General features: G+C 71.4%; 12 protein-coding genes. 3 read left to right on the forward strand and 9 right to left on the reverse strand.

Features of this window, described 5'->3' with window-relative positions; translation table 11 throughout:
- Positions 1-151: 151 nt before the first annotated feature.
- Positions 152-2,662: a cystathionine gamma-synthase gene (locus BQ9890_RS16220; RefSeq protein ID WP_268258643.1), complete on the reverse strand. Its 2,511-nt coding sequence runs from the start codon at positions 2,660-2,662 to the stop codon at positions 152-154.
- Between the two features lie 535 nt (positions 2,663-3,197).
- Positions 3,198-3,644: a DUF4186 domain-containing protein gene (locus tag BQ9890_RS06135; RefSeq protein WP_075890147.1), complete on the reverse strand. Its 447-nt coding sequence runs from the start codon at positions 3,642-3,644 to the stop codon at positions 3,198-3,200.
- A gap of 284 nt (positions 3,645-3,928) precedes the next feature.
- Between BQ9890_RS06135 and BQ9890_RS06140 the strand changes: the two genes are divergently transcribed.
- Both BQ9890_RS06140 and BQ9890_RS06145 read left to right on the forward strand, forming a co-directional pair.
- Positions 3,929-4,393 (forward strand): hypothetical protein, encoded by a 465-nt coding sequence (locus BQ9890_RS06140; protein ID WP_075890149.1) that lies wholly within the window; start codon positions 3,929-3,931, stop codon positions 4,391-4,393.
- Positions 4,390-4,599 carry a helix-turn-helix transcriptional regulator gene (locus BQ9890_RS06145; RefSeq protein ID WP_195907635.1) on the forward strand — a complete coding sequence of 70 codons (210 nt, stop codon included), beginning with the start codon at positions 4,390-4,392 and terminating at the stop codon, positions 4,597-4,599. The genes BQ9890_RS06140 and BQ9890_RS06145 overlap by 4 nt, the downstream gene beginning before the upstream one ends.
- 63 nt (positions 4,600-4,662) lie before the next feature.
- Here BQ9890_RS06145 and BQ9890_RS06150 read toward each other — a convergent pair whose 3' ends face one another.
- The 5 genes from BQ9890_RS06150 to BQ9890_RS06170 form a co-directional block, all read right to left on the reverse strand.
- A complete protein-coding gene (locus tag BQ9890_RS06150) occupies positions 4,663-5,682 on the reverse strand; it encodes an LLM class flavin-dependent oxidoreductase (protein WP_075890151.1) in 1,020 nt (339 codons plus the stop codon).
- 257 nt (positions 5,683-5,939) lie between these two features.
- The gene (locus BQ9890_RS06155; RefSeq protein WP_078062269.1) at positions 5,940-6,755 is read right to left on the reverse strand and encodes an SDR family NAD(P)-dependent oxidoreductase; all 816 of its coding nucleotides are present in this window, start codon (positions 6,753-6,755) and stop codon (positions 5,940-5,942) included.
- The gene (locus BQ9890_RS06160) at positions 6,752-7,231 is read right to left on the reverse strand and encodes an S-ribosylhomocysteine lyase (protein WP_075890153.1); all 480 of its coding nucleotides are present in this window, start codon (positions 7,229-7,231) and stop codon (positions 6,752-6,754) included. Before BQ9890_RS06160 ends, BQ9890_RS06155 begins: the two co-directional genes overlap by 4 nt.
- Before the next feature lie 186 nt (positions 7,232-7,417).
- Positions 7,418-9,409, reverse strand: coding sequence for a DNA primase (dnaG, locus tag BQ9890_RS06165; RefSeq protein ID WP_075890155.1), 1,992 nt, complete (start codon positions 9,407-9,409; stop codon positions 7,418-7,420).
- A gap of 184 nt (positions 9,410-9,593) precedes the next feature.
- Positions 9,594-10,925, reverse strand: coding sequence for a deoxyguanosinetriphosphate triphosphohydrolase (locus BQ9890_RS06170; RefSeq protein WP_078062270.1), 1,332 nt, complete (start codon positions 10,923-10,925; stop codon positions 9,594-9,596).
- 63 nt (positions 10,926-10,988) lie between these two features.
- On the opposite strand from BQ9890_RS06170, the gene BQ9890_RS06175 reads away from it, so the two are divergent.
- Positions 10,989-12,251, forward strand: coding sequence for an alpha-amylase family protein (locus tag BQ9890_RS06175; protein ID WP_143226258.1), 1,263 nt, complete (start codon positions 10,989-10,991; stop codon positions 12,249-12,251).
- Between the two features lie 648 nt (positions 12,252-12,899).
- Here the strand turns inward: BQ9890_RS06175 and BQ9890_RS06180 are convergent.
- Positions 12,900-13,976 carry a type I 3-dehydroquinate dehydratase gene (locus BQ9890_RS06180; RefSeq protein ID WP_230297844.1) on the reverse strand — a complete coding sequence of 359 codons (1,077 nt, stop codon included), beginning with the start codon at positions 13,974-13,976 and terminating at the stop codon, positions 12,900-12,902.
- Positions 13,969-15,285, reverse strand: a complete 1,317-nt coding sequence (gene dusB, locus BQ9890_RS06185; protein ID WP_075892828.1) for a tRNA dihydrouridine synthase DusB — start codon at positions 15,283-15,285, stop codon at positions 13,969-13,971. The genes BQ9890_RS06180 and dusB overlap by 8 nt, the downstream gene beginning before the upstream one ends.
- Positions 15,286-15,361 lie beyond the last annotated feature (76 nt).

The raw sequence follows: 15,361 nt of genomic DNA on the forward strand, positions 1-15,361 counted from the left end.
GAGGCGCGCGCGCCCCGCCACCGCGAGGGGTGAGGGACACACCGGGCGCTGGACGCGGGCGTCGATGCAGCCGGGAGCAGCCGGCCAGCCCGGTCCCGGCCCGAACCGGGCACACCGGCCCCGACCTCAGCCGACCACCCCCGCCGCCACCTCAGCCGCGCGCCGCGCCCACCGGGTCCGACAGTGCGTCCAGAGCGCGGCGCACGTCGCGCACGAGGTCCCCCACATCCTCGATGCCCACCGAGAGGCGCACGAGGTCATCGGGCACCTCCAGGCTGGTTCCCTTCACCGAGGAGTGCGTCATCGCGGCGGGGACCTCGATGAGGGACTCGACGCCGCCCAGCGACTCGGCCAGGGTGAACAGCCGGGTCGAGGCCGCAAAGGCCCGCGCGGCCCGTGCCCCTCCCTCGGCTCCCCCACGCAGCCGCACCGAGACCATGCCCCCGAAGGCACGCATCTGACGTTCTGCCACCGCGTGGCCGGGATGGGTGGACAGGCCCGGGTAGAGGACCTGGGCGATGCGCTCGTCACCGGCGAGGGCCTCCGCGAGCGCGGCGGCGTTGGCGGAGTGGCGCTCCACGCGCACGGCCAGGGTCTTCAGCCCGCGCAGGGTCAACCACGCGTCGAAGGGAGAGGAGACCGCCCCGGCCGCGTTCTGCAGCCAGCCGAGCTGCTCGGTGAAGCGGTCGTCACCGACGATGACGGCCCCGCCCAGCACATCGGAGTGCCCACCAACGTACTTCGTCGTGGAGTGCACGACGAAGTCGGCGCCGAGCGCCAGCGGGTTCTGCAGCCACGGGGTGGCGAAGGTGTTGTCGACGACCAGGAGCGCGCCGTGACGGTGCGCCACCTCTGCGGCGGCCCGGATGTCGGTGATCCCGAGCAGCGGGTTCGAGGGCGTCTCCACCCACACGACCTTCGGCTGGTCGCGGAGGACAGCTGCCTCCAGGGCGACCGGGTCGGTGGTGTCGACCGCCGAGTTCGTCACCCCCCATGCCCCGAGGACGGAGTTGATGAGGCGGTGTGTGCCGCCGTAGGCATCGTTGCCGAGCAGGACGTGGTCCCCGGGGCGCGTGATCGTGCGCAGCAGCGTGTCCTCCGCCGCCAGGCCGCTGGCGAAAGAAAAGGCGTGCGTGCCCCCCTCCAGGGAGGCGAGGGCCTCCTGCAGGGCGTCGCGGGTGGGGTTCCCGGAGCGGGAGTACTCATACCCCCCGCGCAGCCCACCCACGCCGTCCTGGGCGAAGGTGGAGGTCAGGTACAGGGGCGTCACCACGGCACCGGTGGCGGCATCGGGTTCCTGTCCGGCGTGGATGGCGCGGGTCGCGAAGGCGTCACCCGTGGGCGTCGGACCGTCCGCGGCGCTGGAGGTTCCAACGGGGTCAGCGGTGGGCGTGCGCCCGGAACCAGCCGCGGAAGTGTGCGCGGAGATCAGCGCCGACGCCGGGCCCTCCGTCCGGGCCGGGTCGGTGGTCCCGCCCTCGTGGGCGGCGCCCTCGTCAGTGTCCAGTGGCTCGGAGGCGGGCACGCCCTCCCCCACGATGCGGTAGCGCTCGATGACCTCGCTGGCCCGCGGGGTGACCCACTGCGGGGACGAGGGCGGCTCCGCGAAGCCGTGTCCCACCATCCACTCGTCGTTGAACACCTTGTCCATGTAGCCGCGTCCGGAGTCGGGCATGAGGACCACGACCACGGCGTCATCGGGCAGGTCGCGTGCCACCCGCAGGGCCGCGACCGTGGCCATGCCGGAGGAGCCGCCCACGAGGATGCCCTCCTCGCGCGCCAGGCGGCGCGTCATCCCGAAGGACTCCGCATCGCTGACCCGCTCCAGCGCGTCCGGGACGGAGGGGTCGAAGGCGCCCGGCCAGAAGTCCTCCCCCACTCCCTCCACGAAGTAGCCGTGGACGGGACCACCGGAGTAGATCGAGCCCTCCGGGTCCGCGCCGATGACGCGCACCCGACCGTCGGAGGCCTCCTTGAGGAAGCGCCCCGTGCCCGAGATGGTCCCTCCCGTGCCGACGCCGGCGACGAAGTGGGTGACCCGACCTGCGGTGTCGCGCCAGATCTCGGGGCCGGTGGTCGCGTGGTGGGAGGCCGGACCGTTGGGGTTGGAGTACTGGTCGGGGCGGAAGGCGCCGGGGATGGCCTCCACCAGGCGGTCCGCCACCGAGTAGTAGGAGTCCGGGTCCTCCGGTGTGACATTGGTGGGGGTGACGACCACCTCGGCGCCGAGGGCGCGCAGCACGTCGCGCTTCTCCCGGCTGACCTTGTCGGGAGCCACGAAGACCATGTGGTAGCCGCGCTGGATGGCGAACAGCGCCAGACCGACGCCGGTGTTGCCCGACGTCGGTTCCACGATGGTCCCACCCGGGCGCAGGTGGCCCGTGGCCTCGGCGGCCTCGATGATGCGCTGGGCGATGCGGTCCTTGGAGGAACCGCCCGGGTTGAGGTACTCCAGCTTGGCCAGGACCGTCGCCCCGATCCCCTCGGTGACGCGGGTGAGGCGCACCAGTGGCGTGTCACCGATGAGGTCGGTGACGGAGTCCGCGTAGGTCATCGCGAGGGGCGTGGTCTCCGCACCGCCGGAGGGTGAGGCGGTGGTGGTCCGTGAGGAGGGGACGCGGACGGCGGGGAGGGTGTCGACGGACGGGGTACGGGTGCTCATGGCATGGCTCCGGTGGGGGTGGAGGCGGAGGTCCCGTGTCGCAGTGCGACACGTGGGTGCACGGGTGGTGCGGTGGGACCGAGGAGATGTGCGTCGACCAGCTCATCAGGGGTGGTCGCACTGTGTGGCGCCGAGAGGACCGCGTCGACACGCCGGGGCGTGGAGCGGTCAGCAGATCAGCGACAACAACACAGGTTCAGATGCACGTGGACACCGTAACAGACGAGCGACCGGATCCGCGTCCCACCGTCCGCCCAGCGAGCGTCGACGCTGCCCAGGACCCCACCCCTCCCTCTCTTCCCCTCTCCTCCCCTCCCCTCGAGGCACGCCCCCTTCGACCCTCGAAGCACGCCCCGTTCGAGCCTCGAAGCACTCCCCCTTCGCGTCTCCACGGTCTTGGTCGATCGCGAGACTCCGGGTGCGTCGTGAAATACCGAGTTCCGGTTGAGATACCGAGCTCCGGTTGAGATACCGAGTTCACGTCGAGATCCACGGCCACACCCCGGTATCTCAACCGCGAACGTGGATCTCGCCGTCAACCGTGGATCTCACGGACCAGCTCCGCCTCGATCCAGGCCATGACCACGTCGACCAGGTGGTCCAGCTCCCCCGGGGTGAGCTCACGCCCCTGGGGGATGTGGTACCACTTCGCCACGCATCCCCGGCAGCAGGTGGCCGTGGCGTGCTGCGCGATGAACACGGGATGGCCGCGCATGGGCGTCTGGCGCCCGTCGTTGTGGGGATGGGCCGCGGCGATGCGGCCCCCGAGGAGCTCGTGGGCGTGACGGACGATGGTGTCGCGTCCCTTGGACCTGGCGTAGGCACGGTCACGCCCGGTGAGCTGGAAGCGCGAGCGGAACGTCGATCGCGAGAGACGTGCCAGCACCGAGCGGGGATCCTCGGACTCGTACGGGGAGCCGCGGTTCTCCTCCCCGGCTCGCCGCGCGCCGTCGGGGGCATCCCCGTCTCCCATTGTCTCCATCTCCTCCCACCGCAGCGCGGCAGGGTCAGGCTACGCCGCGCCGCGAGCACCCGGGGCAGGGGAAAGCCGATCGACGAGGGCGGGGGCGGAACGGCGAGCCCCTGAAGGCGACAGTCACAGATCGGCCGGCGCGGCCAACTCGGACGGGCAGTCCACTCGACCGTGGAGCCCGGACGGGGTGGAGACCCACCGCCCCGACGGATGGAGACATGTCAAGTTCACTTGTCGTCAAGCTAGCTTGACTGTACAGTGTGCTTGACATGAACGTTCGTCGAGGAGGAGACATGAAGGAGACAGAACCCCAGAACCAACGCCGTCTCGGGCTCACCAGGCCCGGCGGCGTGCCGGCCCTGCGCGTGGCCGTGCCACTGGGGCTCGTGGCATCGCTCACCCTGGGGATCGCCAGGGTCGTGCTGGTGAACCCCGATGGTCCCTACCAGTGGATCGCAGGCGTCATCCTGGGTGTGTGCGTGGCTCCCTGCGCCATCGCCCTGGCCTGGGTGCTCGTCGTGGACAGGACGACACTGCCCGGAGCCGTCCGGAACCCCGAGGCCAGCGTCGAGGGCGCGTGGTACTCCCAGGCGGCGACCATTTCCTTCCACGTCGTCCTTGTCGTGTGCGGACTCGGCTCCTTCCTCGCACTGTTCTGGCTGCCCTCCGCGGTCTCCTGGACATTCTCGTGCGTCTTCCTCGTCGCTGCCCTCGCCTGGGGTGTCAGCTACCTCTGGATCGCGCGCAGGAGCAGATGAGAACGGTGAGAAACCGACTTCCTGAGCTCCGCCGTGAGAGGGGGCTGTCCCAACAGGCACTCGCCGAGGCACTGGGCGTGAGCCGTCAGACGGTCATCTCCATCGAGAAGGAGAGGTTCGACCCCTCCCTGCCACTCGCCTTCCAGATCGCACGCACGTTCGGGCTGAGGATCGAGGAGATCTTCACACCCGACGATCCCGGATGACGCTCCCCGGGAACCCGGCGGGAGGGACGGACGTCACCTGACACAGATCGGGAAGGTGCGACCTCACCGCCACCCGAGGGCGGGGGCCAGTTCCCGGACCACGGTCCCGAGCAGGTGGGCGTTGTACTCCACTCCCAACTGGTTCGGCACGGTGAGCATGAGGGTGTCCGCCTCGGCGATCGCCTCGTCCTCGGCGAGTTCACGCACCAGTTGCTCAGGCTCGCCGATGTAGCTGCGCCCGAAACGGGCGTTCCCGCCGTCGAGGTACCCGACCTGGTCCTCGTCGGTGCGCTGCCCACCGAAGTAGGCGCGGTCCAGGTCGGAGACCACTGGGAAGATGCTGCGGCTGATGGACACGCGCGGCTCCCAGTCCCATCCGGCCTCACGCCACGCCTCCCGGAAGACCCTGATCTGCTCGGCCTGGAGGACGTGCAGGGGCACACCCGTGTCCTCCGTCAGCAGCGTCGAGCTCATGAGGTTCATGCCCTGGCGCGCCGTCCACTCCGCCGTCGAGCGCGACCCGGCACCCCACCAGATCCGCTTGCGCAGTCCCTCGGAGTGCGGCTCGATGCGCAGCAGTCCCGGCGGGTTGGGGAACATGGGTCGCGGGTTCGGCTGGGCGAAGCCCCGCCCCTGGAGGACCTTCAGGAATGTGTCCGTGTGGTCCCGGGCCATGTCCGCGTCCGTGGTGCCCTCGGCGGGGACGTGACCGAAGTACCGGTAACCGTCCCTGACCTGCTCCGGTGAACCGCGGCTGATCCCCAGTTGCAGACGGCCTCCACTGATGAGGTCGGTCGCCCCCGCCTCCTCGGCGGTCTGGAGCGGGGTTTCGTAGCGCATGTCGATGACGCCGGTGCCCATCTCGATGCGGGAGGTGCGTGCAGCAACTGCTGCGAGCAGCGGGAAGGGGGAGGCCAGCTGCCGCGCGAAGTGGTGGACCCGGTAGAACGCGCCGTCCGCCCCGACCTCCTCCGCTGCCTCGGCCAACTCGATGGACTGGATGAGCGCATCGGAGGCGCTGGTCACCTGGGAGCCCGGCGTGTTCCCCCAGTGCCCGAAGGACAGGAAGGCGATCTTCTTCATGCTCCTCCCAACGCCGCACGTACCTGCGGCATTCCCGTTGGGCGCGAGCCGCTCCTGTCGACCGCCGGGCTGCGGGTCGGCCGCCGCCGTGCCCGGGTGATGCCCTCCCCCACCCGGCGGCGGGTGCCGCACCGCAGCTGCCCCTGCACCACGACGGACATCGACGAGGGCGACCAACGGCCCGCCCGATCGGGCCGACCTCACCGTCCCGAGCCGAGCGCTCCGACGCCCCGGTGCTCCGGGACTCCGGCACCGCCTCAGTGCATCGTCATCCCGCCGGTGACATTGATCCCCTGCCCCGTCATGTAGGACGCCAGGTCCGAGGCCAGGAACAGGCAGACCCCCGCCACGTCCTCCGGGGTCCCGGTGCGACCCAGGGGCACCTGGGAGTTGTCCTCGGCCTCGACCTCCGCAGCCGTCATGCCGCGCAGGGCTCCGCCCTCGATGCGCTCACGGTGCTTCATGGGGGTCTCGATGATGCCCGGGCACACGGCGTTGACGGTGATGCCGTGGGAGGCCTCCTCGATGGCGAGGGTACGGGTCAGGCCGAGCACCGCATGCTTGGAGGCCACGTAGGCACCCATGCAGCGGTAGCCGTTCTTCGCTGCCTGGGAGGCGACGAGGATGATGCGCCCACCCCGGCGCGCGGCCTCCAGCCGACGGGCCACCGCGCGTGCCACCAGGAAGGACCCGCGGGCATTGACACGCTCGTCCAGGTCCCAGTCCCCCACCGGGGTGTCGACGACCCGGGCCATGGTGGACAGACCCGCACAGTTGACGACCACCCCGATGGTCCCCAGGGACGCCTCCACAGCACTGACCAGGGACTCCACGGCGCCCTCGTCGGAAACGTCCACGTGGGCCCGCCAGTAACCGGCGGGGACCCGGGTCGGCACGGTCTCCTGCCATGCGAGGTCGGCGCCGACCACCCGCGCCCCGACCGCCAGGAACGCGTCCCGCACACCCGCGCCGATCCCCTGGCGGGCACCGGTGACGAGGACGACCTCCCCCTCCAGGGAAGCGAAGGGCCGGGTCCGCGGGGCCGCCCACTGCGGCGCGCGCGACCTGTTCATCCCCTGGGCAACACGCGTTCGAAGGCGTCGGTGCTGATCCCCTGGTCGAGGACCGTGCGCGCCCATTCCTTGGCGGAGAAGAGGCTGTGGTCGCGGTAGTTGCCACAGCTCAGTGGCGTCGTCGCGGGAACCTGGTCCCACGTGATCTCCTCGGCGATGGCCCGCAGGGAGGCCGTCAACGCCCGGACGACCTCCTCCACCCCGGGAGTCCCCCAGGTGATGAGGTGGAACCCCGTGCGGCACCCGAAGGGGGAGCAATCGATGACGCCGTCGAGGCGGTCGCGCAGCAGGGAGGCCAGCAGGTGCTCGATGGTGTGCAGTCCTGCGGTGGGGATGGCGTTCTCGTTGGGCTGGACCAGCCTCAGGTCGAAGTTCGAGATCGTGTCCCCCTGGGGTCCCTCCTCCCGGGCGATCAGTCGCACGTAGGGTGCCCTGACCCGCGTGTGGTCCAGTGTGAAGCTCTCGACATCAGCCATGGGTGTGTCCTCCTGTGGGAATCGGTGCTCTCCGATGTGGTGGAGTCTGCCCGCACCTGCGCCCCGGCGCAGTGCGTCCACCCGTTCCGAGACCAGGTGACACCCACCCCGGCAGGGTCCCAGCGTCGTCCCGCCGAGTACTCACGGCCCCACTCCGGACCGTTCCCGGCCCCGCCGGGTCCGTCCCTACTGCTGGCCCTCGGAGAAGGCGCGCCTGCGCTGCTCCAACTTCATGAGCTCGGTGAAGGTGGCCGTGTAGTCCGGGTCGTCGGGGTCCATGCGTTGGAGTGCCGCGCGCGCGTCCCCGGTGCGCCGCGTGAGGTCCATGCGCACCAGGGCGCCCATGACGCCTCGGGAGTAGGCGCGCATCCCACCGGCTCGGTCCTGGGGCAGGGGGGCGACGGCCAGCTCGGTGACGACGGCTCCCACCACGTCGCCGGCCGACTCGCGCACGGCCTCGTCGAAGGCCCGCGTCGCCGCGGCCTCCGACTCCTCGCCCACACCGAGGGCGGACTCAGCCTTGCGCAGCATCTCCGTGAAGGTGTCCAGGCCACCGGCGGCGCGCACCGCGTCGTGGACGGCGCGGTGCGCGGGCACCGTGAACGACGCTCCGTCCAGGTCCTCGAAACCGGAGCCGATCAGGTCCATGGGCCGTTGCAGCAGGGCCTCCAGGGCCTGGCGTTCGACCTTGGTGACGGGGTCCTCGGGACCACGCCGCACTGCGCCCCCGGGCAGACCTGCTCCGGCCATCGGTTCGGGTCCCCCCGCCCGGTCGGGCTGGGGGCGGCCGCCCTCGTCCCCGGGTCGTCCCCGCTGCGACTCCGCCTGGCGCACGGCGCGCGCGACCTCGCCCTGCTCCATGCCCAGCCACCCGGCCAGGGAGCGGGTGTACTCGTGGCGCAGTGCGCGGTCCTTGATGCCCGCGACCACGGGTGCGGCGCCGCGCAGGGCGGCCACGCGCCCCTCGGCGGTGTCCAGGTCGACCTGGGCCAGCACGGAGCGGATGACGAACTCGAAGAGCGGGGTGCGTGAGGCCACGAGCGTCAGCACCGCCTGGTCGCCGCGCTGCATGCGCAGGTCGCAGGGGTCCAACCCCGTGCGCTCGACGGCCACGAAGGTCTGGGAGGCGAAGTTCTGGTCCTCGTGGAAGGCGCGCAGGGCGGCCTTGCGACCCGCCGCATCCCCGTCGAAGGTGAAGATGACCTCCGCGCCGCGTGCGCGGCCCGAGGAGAGCACCACCCCGGCGGCCGGGTCGGCGGCGTCGCCCAGGAGGCGGCGCACGATGCGGACGTGCTCGGAGCCGAAGGCGGTCCCGCAGGTGGCCACGGCCGTCGTCTCCCCGGCGACGTGGGCGGCCATGACGTCGGTGTAGCCCTCGACGATGACGATGCGACGCTGGCGGGTGATGTCCCGCTTGGCCAGGTCCAGGCCGTAGAGCACCTGGGACTTCTTGTAGATGGCGGTCTCGGGGGTGTTGAGGTACTTGGGTGAGTCCTCGTCCTCGTCCAGCCTGCGCGCACCGAAACCGACGGTGGCCCCGGTGATGTCGCGGATGGGCCACATCAGGCGCCCGCGGAAGCGGTCGTAGACCCCGCGGCTGCCCTGGGAGCCCAGGCCCGCCGCCTGGATCTCGGCGTCGGTGAAGCCGCTGGAGCGCAGCACGCGCGTGAGGTGGTCCCACCCCTGGGGTGAGTAGCCGACCCCGAAGTGGCGGCTCATGGCCTCGGTGAAACCACGACCCGCCAGGAAGGCGCGTCCCACATGGGCCTCCGGCGTGGCCAGCTGGGACTGGTAGTACTCCTCGGCCACGCGGTGGGCGTCCAGGAGGCGCTGGCGGCGCCCCGGCTCCTCACTGCGGACCTGGCGCCCACCCTCCTCGTAGTGCAGGGTGATGCCCGCGCGCTGGGCGAGCATCTCCACGGCCTCGGAGAAGGAGAGGTGGTCGATCTTCTGCACGAAGGAGATGACGTCCCCGCCCTCGCCGCACCCGAAGCAGTGCCACAGGCCCACGGCCGGGCGGACGTGGAAGGAGGGGGTGCGTTCGTCGTGGAAGGGGCACAGTCCCTTCTGGGAGTCGACGCCGGCGGTGCGCAGGGCGACGTGCTCGCCCACGATCTCCTCGATGCGGCAGGCCTCGCGCACGGACGCGATGTCCTCGCGTCGGATCAGGCCAGCCATGGCGCCCAGTCTATGCGCAGGCCACCCGCTGCGACGGCGGTCCCCAGGCCCGTGCGCCAGCGGCGAACAGGGGTGGCGGGTCGGAGCGGGACGGGCCCGCTCGCCCGCGTCGGGGGGCCGTGCAAGGCAGAGCCGACCGGCATTGACGAGGGCGGCGCCGGGTCCTGTTCCGGAGGGGGAACGCTCAGAACTGCGTGGAGAGCATCCCGCACAGGCGCGCGTGCAGACGCGAGGCCGAGGGATCGGTGAGCGTCGCGACCTGGTCGATGACCGCGCGCACCCGGCCCGCATCGCCCTCCGACTCCCGCCAGTCCGTGGCGAAGGGTTCCTCCAGCGCGGCGGGGCCGCCCTCGTACAGGACATCGACGAGGTCGGCGAGCAGCGTGCGCTGGTGGAGGTAGACCGGTTCGGTCTCGCGGGGGCTCATGACGTAGTGGACGGCCATGCCCTTGAGGACCTGGATCTCCGCGCGCGTGGTGGCCGGCACCACCAGGTCCGCGCCGTGGCGCCCCAGGGGTCCGTCACCGAAGCGCTGGCGGGTGGCCAGGACCGTGGCCGAGCAGAAACGGCCGATGAGTTGGCTGGTCATGTCCTTGAGGTGTGCCATGTCGGCGTAGGAACCCGAGTCGGAGCGAAGCCAGGCGGGCATGGAGACCAGTCGCTCGATGGCCCGTGCCAGGTCATCGGCGCTGACCGCTGCCCCGTACCACTCCAGGGTGGAGGCGATGACGGCGTCGAACTCCTCGTCGGTGGTGAGGCGGGCGAGGTCCATCTTGCCGGTGGCCACCGCGTCCTCCACGTCGTGGACGCTGTAGCCGATGTCGTCGGAGAGGTCCATGATCTGGGCCTCCAGGCAGCGCCTGCCCGGCTCGGCACCCTGGCGCATCCAGGTGAAGACCTCCGCGTCCTCGGGGTAGACGCTGTACTTGTGCGCGGACCTGACGGGGTCCGGGCCCTGACCGCGCAGCCAGGGGTACTTCGCGATGGCGTCCAGGGTGGCGCGTGTGAGGTTGAGGCCTGCGGGTGTTCCCTCGGGGGTGAGGACCTTCGGCTCCAAGCGGGCGACGATTCGCAGGGTCTGGGCATTGCCCTCGAAGCCGCCGGCCTCCGCGGCGAGCTCGTCCAGGACGCGTTCCCCGTTGTGGCCGAAGGGCGGGTGGCCCAGGTCGTGTGCCAGGCAGGCCGCGTCGACCACGTCGGGGTCGGCTCCCAGTTCCTTGCCGAGCTCGCGCCCGACCTGGGCGACCTCCAGGGAATGGGTGAGTCGGGTGCGCACGAAATCGTCGGAGGAGGGCCCCAGCACCTGGGTCTTGGCACCGAGTCGACGCAGGGCGGAGGAGTGCAGGACACGCGCCCGATCGCGTTCGAAGTCGGTGCGGGCGGGGTTCTTCGGGCTCTCGGTGACGAAGCGGGCCCTGTCATGGGGGCCGTAGCCTCCACCGGTCTGTCCGGGGGTCGGGGCTCCTGCTCCGGCTGCACCGTCCGACGGGCCGGTGCGTGGTGGTCCTTGTCTCACGTCGCCAGCCTATCCCGCCCGCCCGCGCACACCTCGGGACGCCGAATGGGCCACAATGGGAACGTGACCGAGACCGCACCTGCCCCAGCCCCCGTCGGTGTCACGACGACGCTCGTCCACCGCATCCAACGCGGACGCTTCCCGTGGTGGCGTCGGGCGGTCGTGTGCGACCTGGCGGACGGTCTCGACGACACGGAACTCACCGAGGTCGAGGGCATCGTGTTGGACATCGCCAGGGTCGGGTTCACGGCCATCCTCGTCCGCCCGGCCCGTTCGAACATCATCACCGATGGCACGACCCTGGAGCGTTTCATCACCCGTGTCCACAATGCCGGGGTGAAGGTGATCGTGCGCCTGTCCGGGGCGACCCTGCCCGGTGGGTGTGGGGGAACCTTCATCGACCTGGAGGATGGCGTGACGACCCTGGTGCTGCGGGCGCGGGCTGCGCTCAAGGCAGGGGCCGACGGCATCGACCTGGGCCGGATCGACGACACCTGCGGGGATCCGGTGTCGCCGGATCCCGTGCGGCGCGCCCGGCACGCCGAGCGCTTCTCCCAGCTGGTGCGCATCCTCCATGCGGAGCTCGCGGACTTCGATGCCCTGCCGATCCTCGCAGCCGAGGCCAGTACCACCGACGACGACGCCTTCCACCGTCACCTCGAGGAGGAGTGGTTCCACCACCTCCGCGACGACTCGCTGACCACGTGCCCGTGGGACGCGGATCTGCTGAGGGGCAGGGTCAGGCGCGCACTCGAGGACCGCGACCTCCTGGGACACGTGGCGGCCTGGCATGCGTCGGGTCGCGCGCTGAACGGGCGCGACGATGCTCCCGAGGAGGGCTCCTGGGAGGTGGGGGCCTCGCCGGAGCGCCGCGCAGCGATGGCCCTGTACGAGTTGTCCGTTCCCGGTGCGGTCTACGTGCCCTTCGAGCACCTCGCCGGACGCCTGCACCCACTCGGGGAAGGTCGGGCACACCGCACGTGGGCGGCCGACGAGCGTGCCTCCATGGAGGCACGGACCCTGGGCACCGCGTTGCGTCTGCGCAACGAACGGGCGATGGGTTCGGGTTCCTTCGCCTTCGTCGACCACCTGGACTGGACCCATCCGGGGGTCGGGGTCCACGTCTGCGCCGGAACGATGGTCGTCCTCAACACGTCCGGTGCGCCCGTGGAGGTGCCGGCAGAGCATAGGTTCCTCGTGTCCTCCCACGTCATGGACCAGGTCACCCCCCATCCCGCAGGGGTCACGCGGACCGTTCCGCCCGAGACCTGCGCCTGGTTCGACACCGCCCGCATCCAGCCCGCCCCCTTCGAGCACACGGACTGACCTCTCTCCCTCCCGCCCCCGCCCCGCCCCCCCGCGAAGTCCGCTCACTTCGGGGCATGAGGTCCGCTCACTTCGGGGCACGAGGTCCGCTCTGCCGTGACGAAGTCCGTCCTGATCCGTGACGAGGACCGTCAAGTTCCCGACAAGGTCCGTCCCCGGAGCAACTCCCTGCCGGACACGTCGACACCCGGTGCCTCGCTCCTCCCACCTCCCACCTTGCACCTCATTGCTAGCGTGCCACTCTCACGTGCCGGGCCCAGATTCGTTCCGACCGCGCGGCGCGACGACCCACGGCAGACAATGTGCCATCCGAGTGGTTTCGTCACTTCAGACGAAGTGAGTGTGACCTGCACAAACACCTGCCCGACCGGGACAAGGCGCACCGCCACCGCCAACATTGTCTGCCGCGGGGACGCGCAGGGCCGACAGGACCAGAGGCATGAGCTCCCAGGTGCTCGCGCCCACAGCCCCAGGACACTGCACGCGCCAGATCCGCGGCATCACGCGACTGACTCCTCGCCGTCGGAGTTCTCGCCCATCAGCGCATGGTCCTGCCAGGACCCAGGTGCATGCGGAGGACGGACTTCGCGCCCCGAACAGAGCGGACCTCACACACAGAACAGAGCGGACTTCGCGCAAGGGGGGAGGTCAGGGGCGGGACTCGTCACGCAGGGCCTCGGCGACGGCCTCGGCGCTGAACTGTCCGGGTGCACTCCCGCGACCCACGGTTGCGAACGTCGCAGCACTGCCCAGGCGCTCTCCGCCGATGCGGGTGATGGCGCCCGCCACCCCCATCGAGATGGCGATGACCGGGATCCCCAGGTGCTCACGTGCCCACATCTGGGCGTTGAGCACGGGGAACATGTCCAGCGGTTCCCGCGCGCGGTAGGCCACCTTGGCCACGTCGGCCCCGAGGTCACGCATGGCGACGAGCCGGGCGATGACCTCGTCCTCGGGGGGTGTGCCCCCGAAGTCGTGGTTCGAGGCGATGACCGCAGTCCCCGCACGGTGGGCATTCTCGATGATCGACGCAGCACCCGCACGCCGGTACTCGACGTCGACCGCATGAGCGCCGCCACTGGCCAGCCATTCCACGAGCTCCGCGTATCCGAGGTCCCCGAGATCTGCGGCCCCACCTTCGTGGACGGTGCGCACCGTGGCGAGCACCGGCAGTCCGGCCTGCCCCAGGACCACTTCGAGCGCCTCCTCGACCGCATGTCTCGCGGTCCTCCCCAGTACGCGCCCCGGTCGTGATCGCCGTGCGACGGGCTCAACGGTGTCACGGGACTCCCCGGCGCGGACCGGTCGGGCGGAGCCACCGTCGCCACCGGCCTCACCGAAGCCACAGGCACCACCGCCCACGACCCCGAGCCCACCGCGCAGAGCCGCCAGCTGGTCCACCCGCCACTCGACCAGGTCCACGGGGTGGCCTCCCAGGGCCTGGCACTGGGCACGCAGCTCGTCGACGTCGGCACCGGTCAGAGGCACGATGATCCGGGTGGGGCCACCGAGTTCGACCGCAGGTTCACCACGCCCGATCCTCGCCGGTCGCACCTTGCGCAGCGCACCCGCCTCGCTGGGTCGCGCTCCTCCACTCCCCTCCGACCATGCGACATCCCGGTCTCGGTCACGGTCACCATGACCGCGACCCTCACCGCGACCGTCCACGTCCCCGCTGCCCAGGAGCTGCGGAGGCCAGACGAGCAGCCCGTCTCCCTCACCCACCGGAGACACCGTCCTCGGCCAGGTGCAACTCCGAGCGCTCCGCCTCCGACAGGCACGGCGAGTCGAGCCATCCCTCAGGGAGGTGGGGCAGCTTCGGCGTCCCCGCCCGCCCCCGTGCGCCCTCCGCGGACGCCGGGAACGACTGGTCGACGTCCAGGGCACGCAACCTTTCGTGAAGCTCCGCCAGGGAGGACACGAGGTTGAGGTCGCGCCGCGCGGGCCCGCCCACGGCGAAGCCGCGCAGGTACCAGCCCACGTGCTTGCGCATCTCACGCATGGCGCGCCGCTCCTCCCCCTGGTCCTCCACGCACCACCGCGCGTGGGTCTCGATGACCTCGGCCACCTCGCGCAGGGTGGGCCCCGCGGGCACGGGCAGGCCGTGGGCGGCGGCCACCAGGTCCCGGAACAGCCAGGGTCTTCCCTGGCAACCGCGCCCGATGACCACGGCGTCGCAGCCGGTCTGCTCCATCATCCCCTGCGCATCGGCCGCTGAGAAGACGTCCCCGTTGCCGAAGACCGGTACGGTGACCTCCTGGCGCAGACGCGCGATGCGTGTCCAGTCGGCGTGCCCCGAGTAGTACTGGGCCTGGGTGCGGGCGTGCAGCCCGATGCCCGCCACCCCGCAGCGCTGCGCGGTGCGTGCGGCGTCGAGGTAGGTGAGGTGGTCGTCGTCGATGCCCACGCGCATCTTGATGGTCACGGGCACCTCGCGCCCGGCAGCCCTCCCGGCCCCCTCGGCGGCGCCGACCACCGCGCGCAGGAGGTCCTCGAAGAGGTCCCGCTTCCACGGCAGGGCCGCTCCCCCGCCCTTGCGGGTCACCTTGGGCACGGGGCACCCGAAGTTCAGGTCGATGTGGTCCGCCAGGTCACGCTCGACCAGCAGCCGCACGGCCGCCGCCATGGTCGCGGGGTCCACCCCGTAGAGCTGGATGGAGCGCACGCGCTCCTCCGGGTCGGTGCGCACCATCCGCAGGGTCTCGGCATTGCCCTCCACCAGCGCCCGGGAGGTCACCATCTCCGTCACGTACAGCCCGGCCGGGGCGTCCACCCCGCGGGTCCAGGGCGCTCCTGGGGTGGTGGGTGCGCCTGCCGGCGCGGTGCCGCGGTCCCTGTCCGCATCGACGAGGGCGGGTCCGCCCTCGTCCATCCCGGTCCTGCGTGCGGACCCACCACCAGTGGCACCACCGACGAGGGCGCGTCCGCCCTCGTCCGCCGAGCTCACCGGGGCGGGACGCAGCCCGGGGCGCAGCCCCTCCTCACCGAAGCGGCGGCACAGGCGCCGGAAGGGCGCGTCGGTGACCCCGGCCATCGGGGCGAGGATGACCGGGGACCACAGACGCAGCGGCCCGACCTCCACACGGGGGGCCGGACCGCTGACGGCGGGA

Origin of the sequence: Actinomyces provencensis, from assembly GCF_900155435.1 — a bacterium.
GTDB lineage: Bacteria > Actinomycetota > Actinomycetes > Actinomycetales > Actinomycetaceae > Pauljensenia > Pauljensenia provencensis.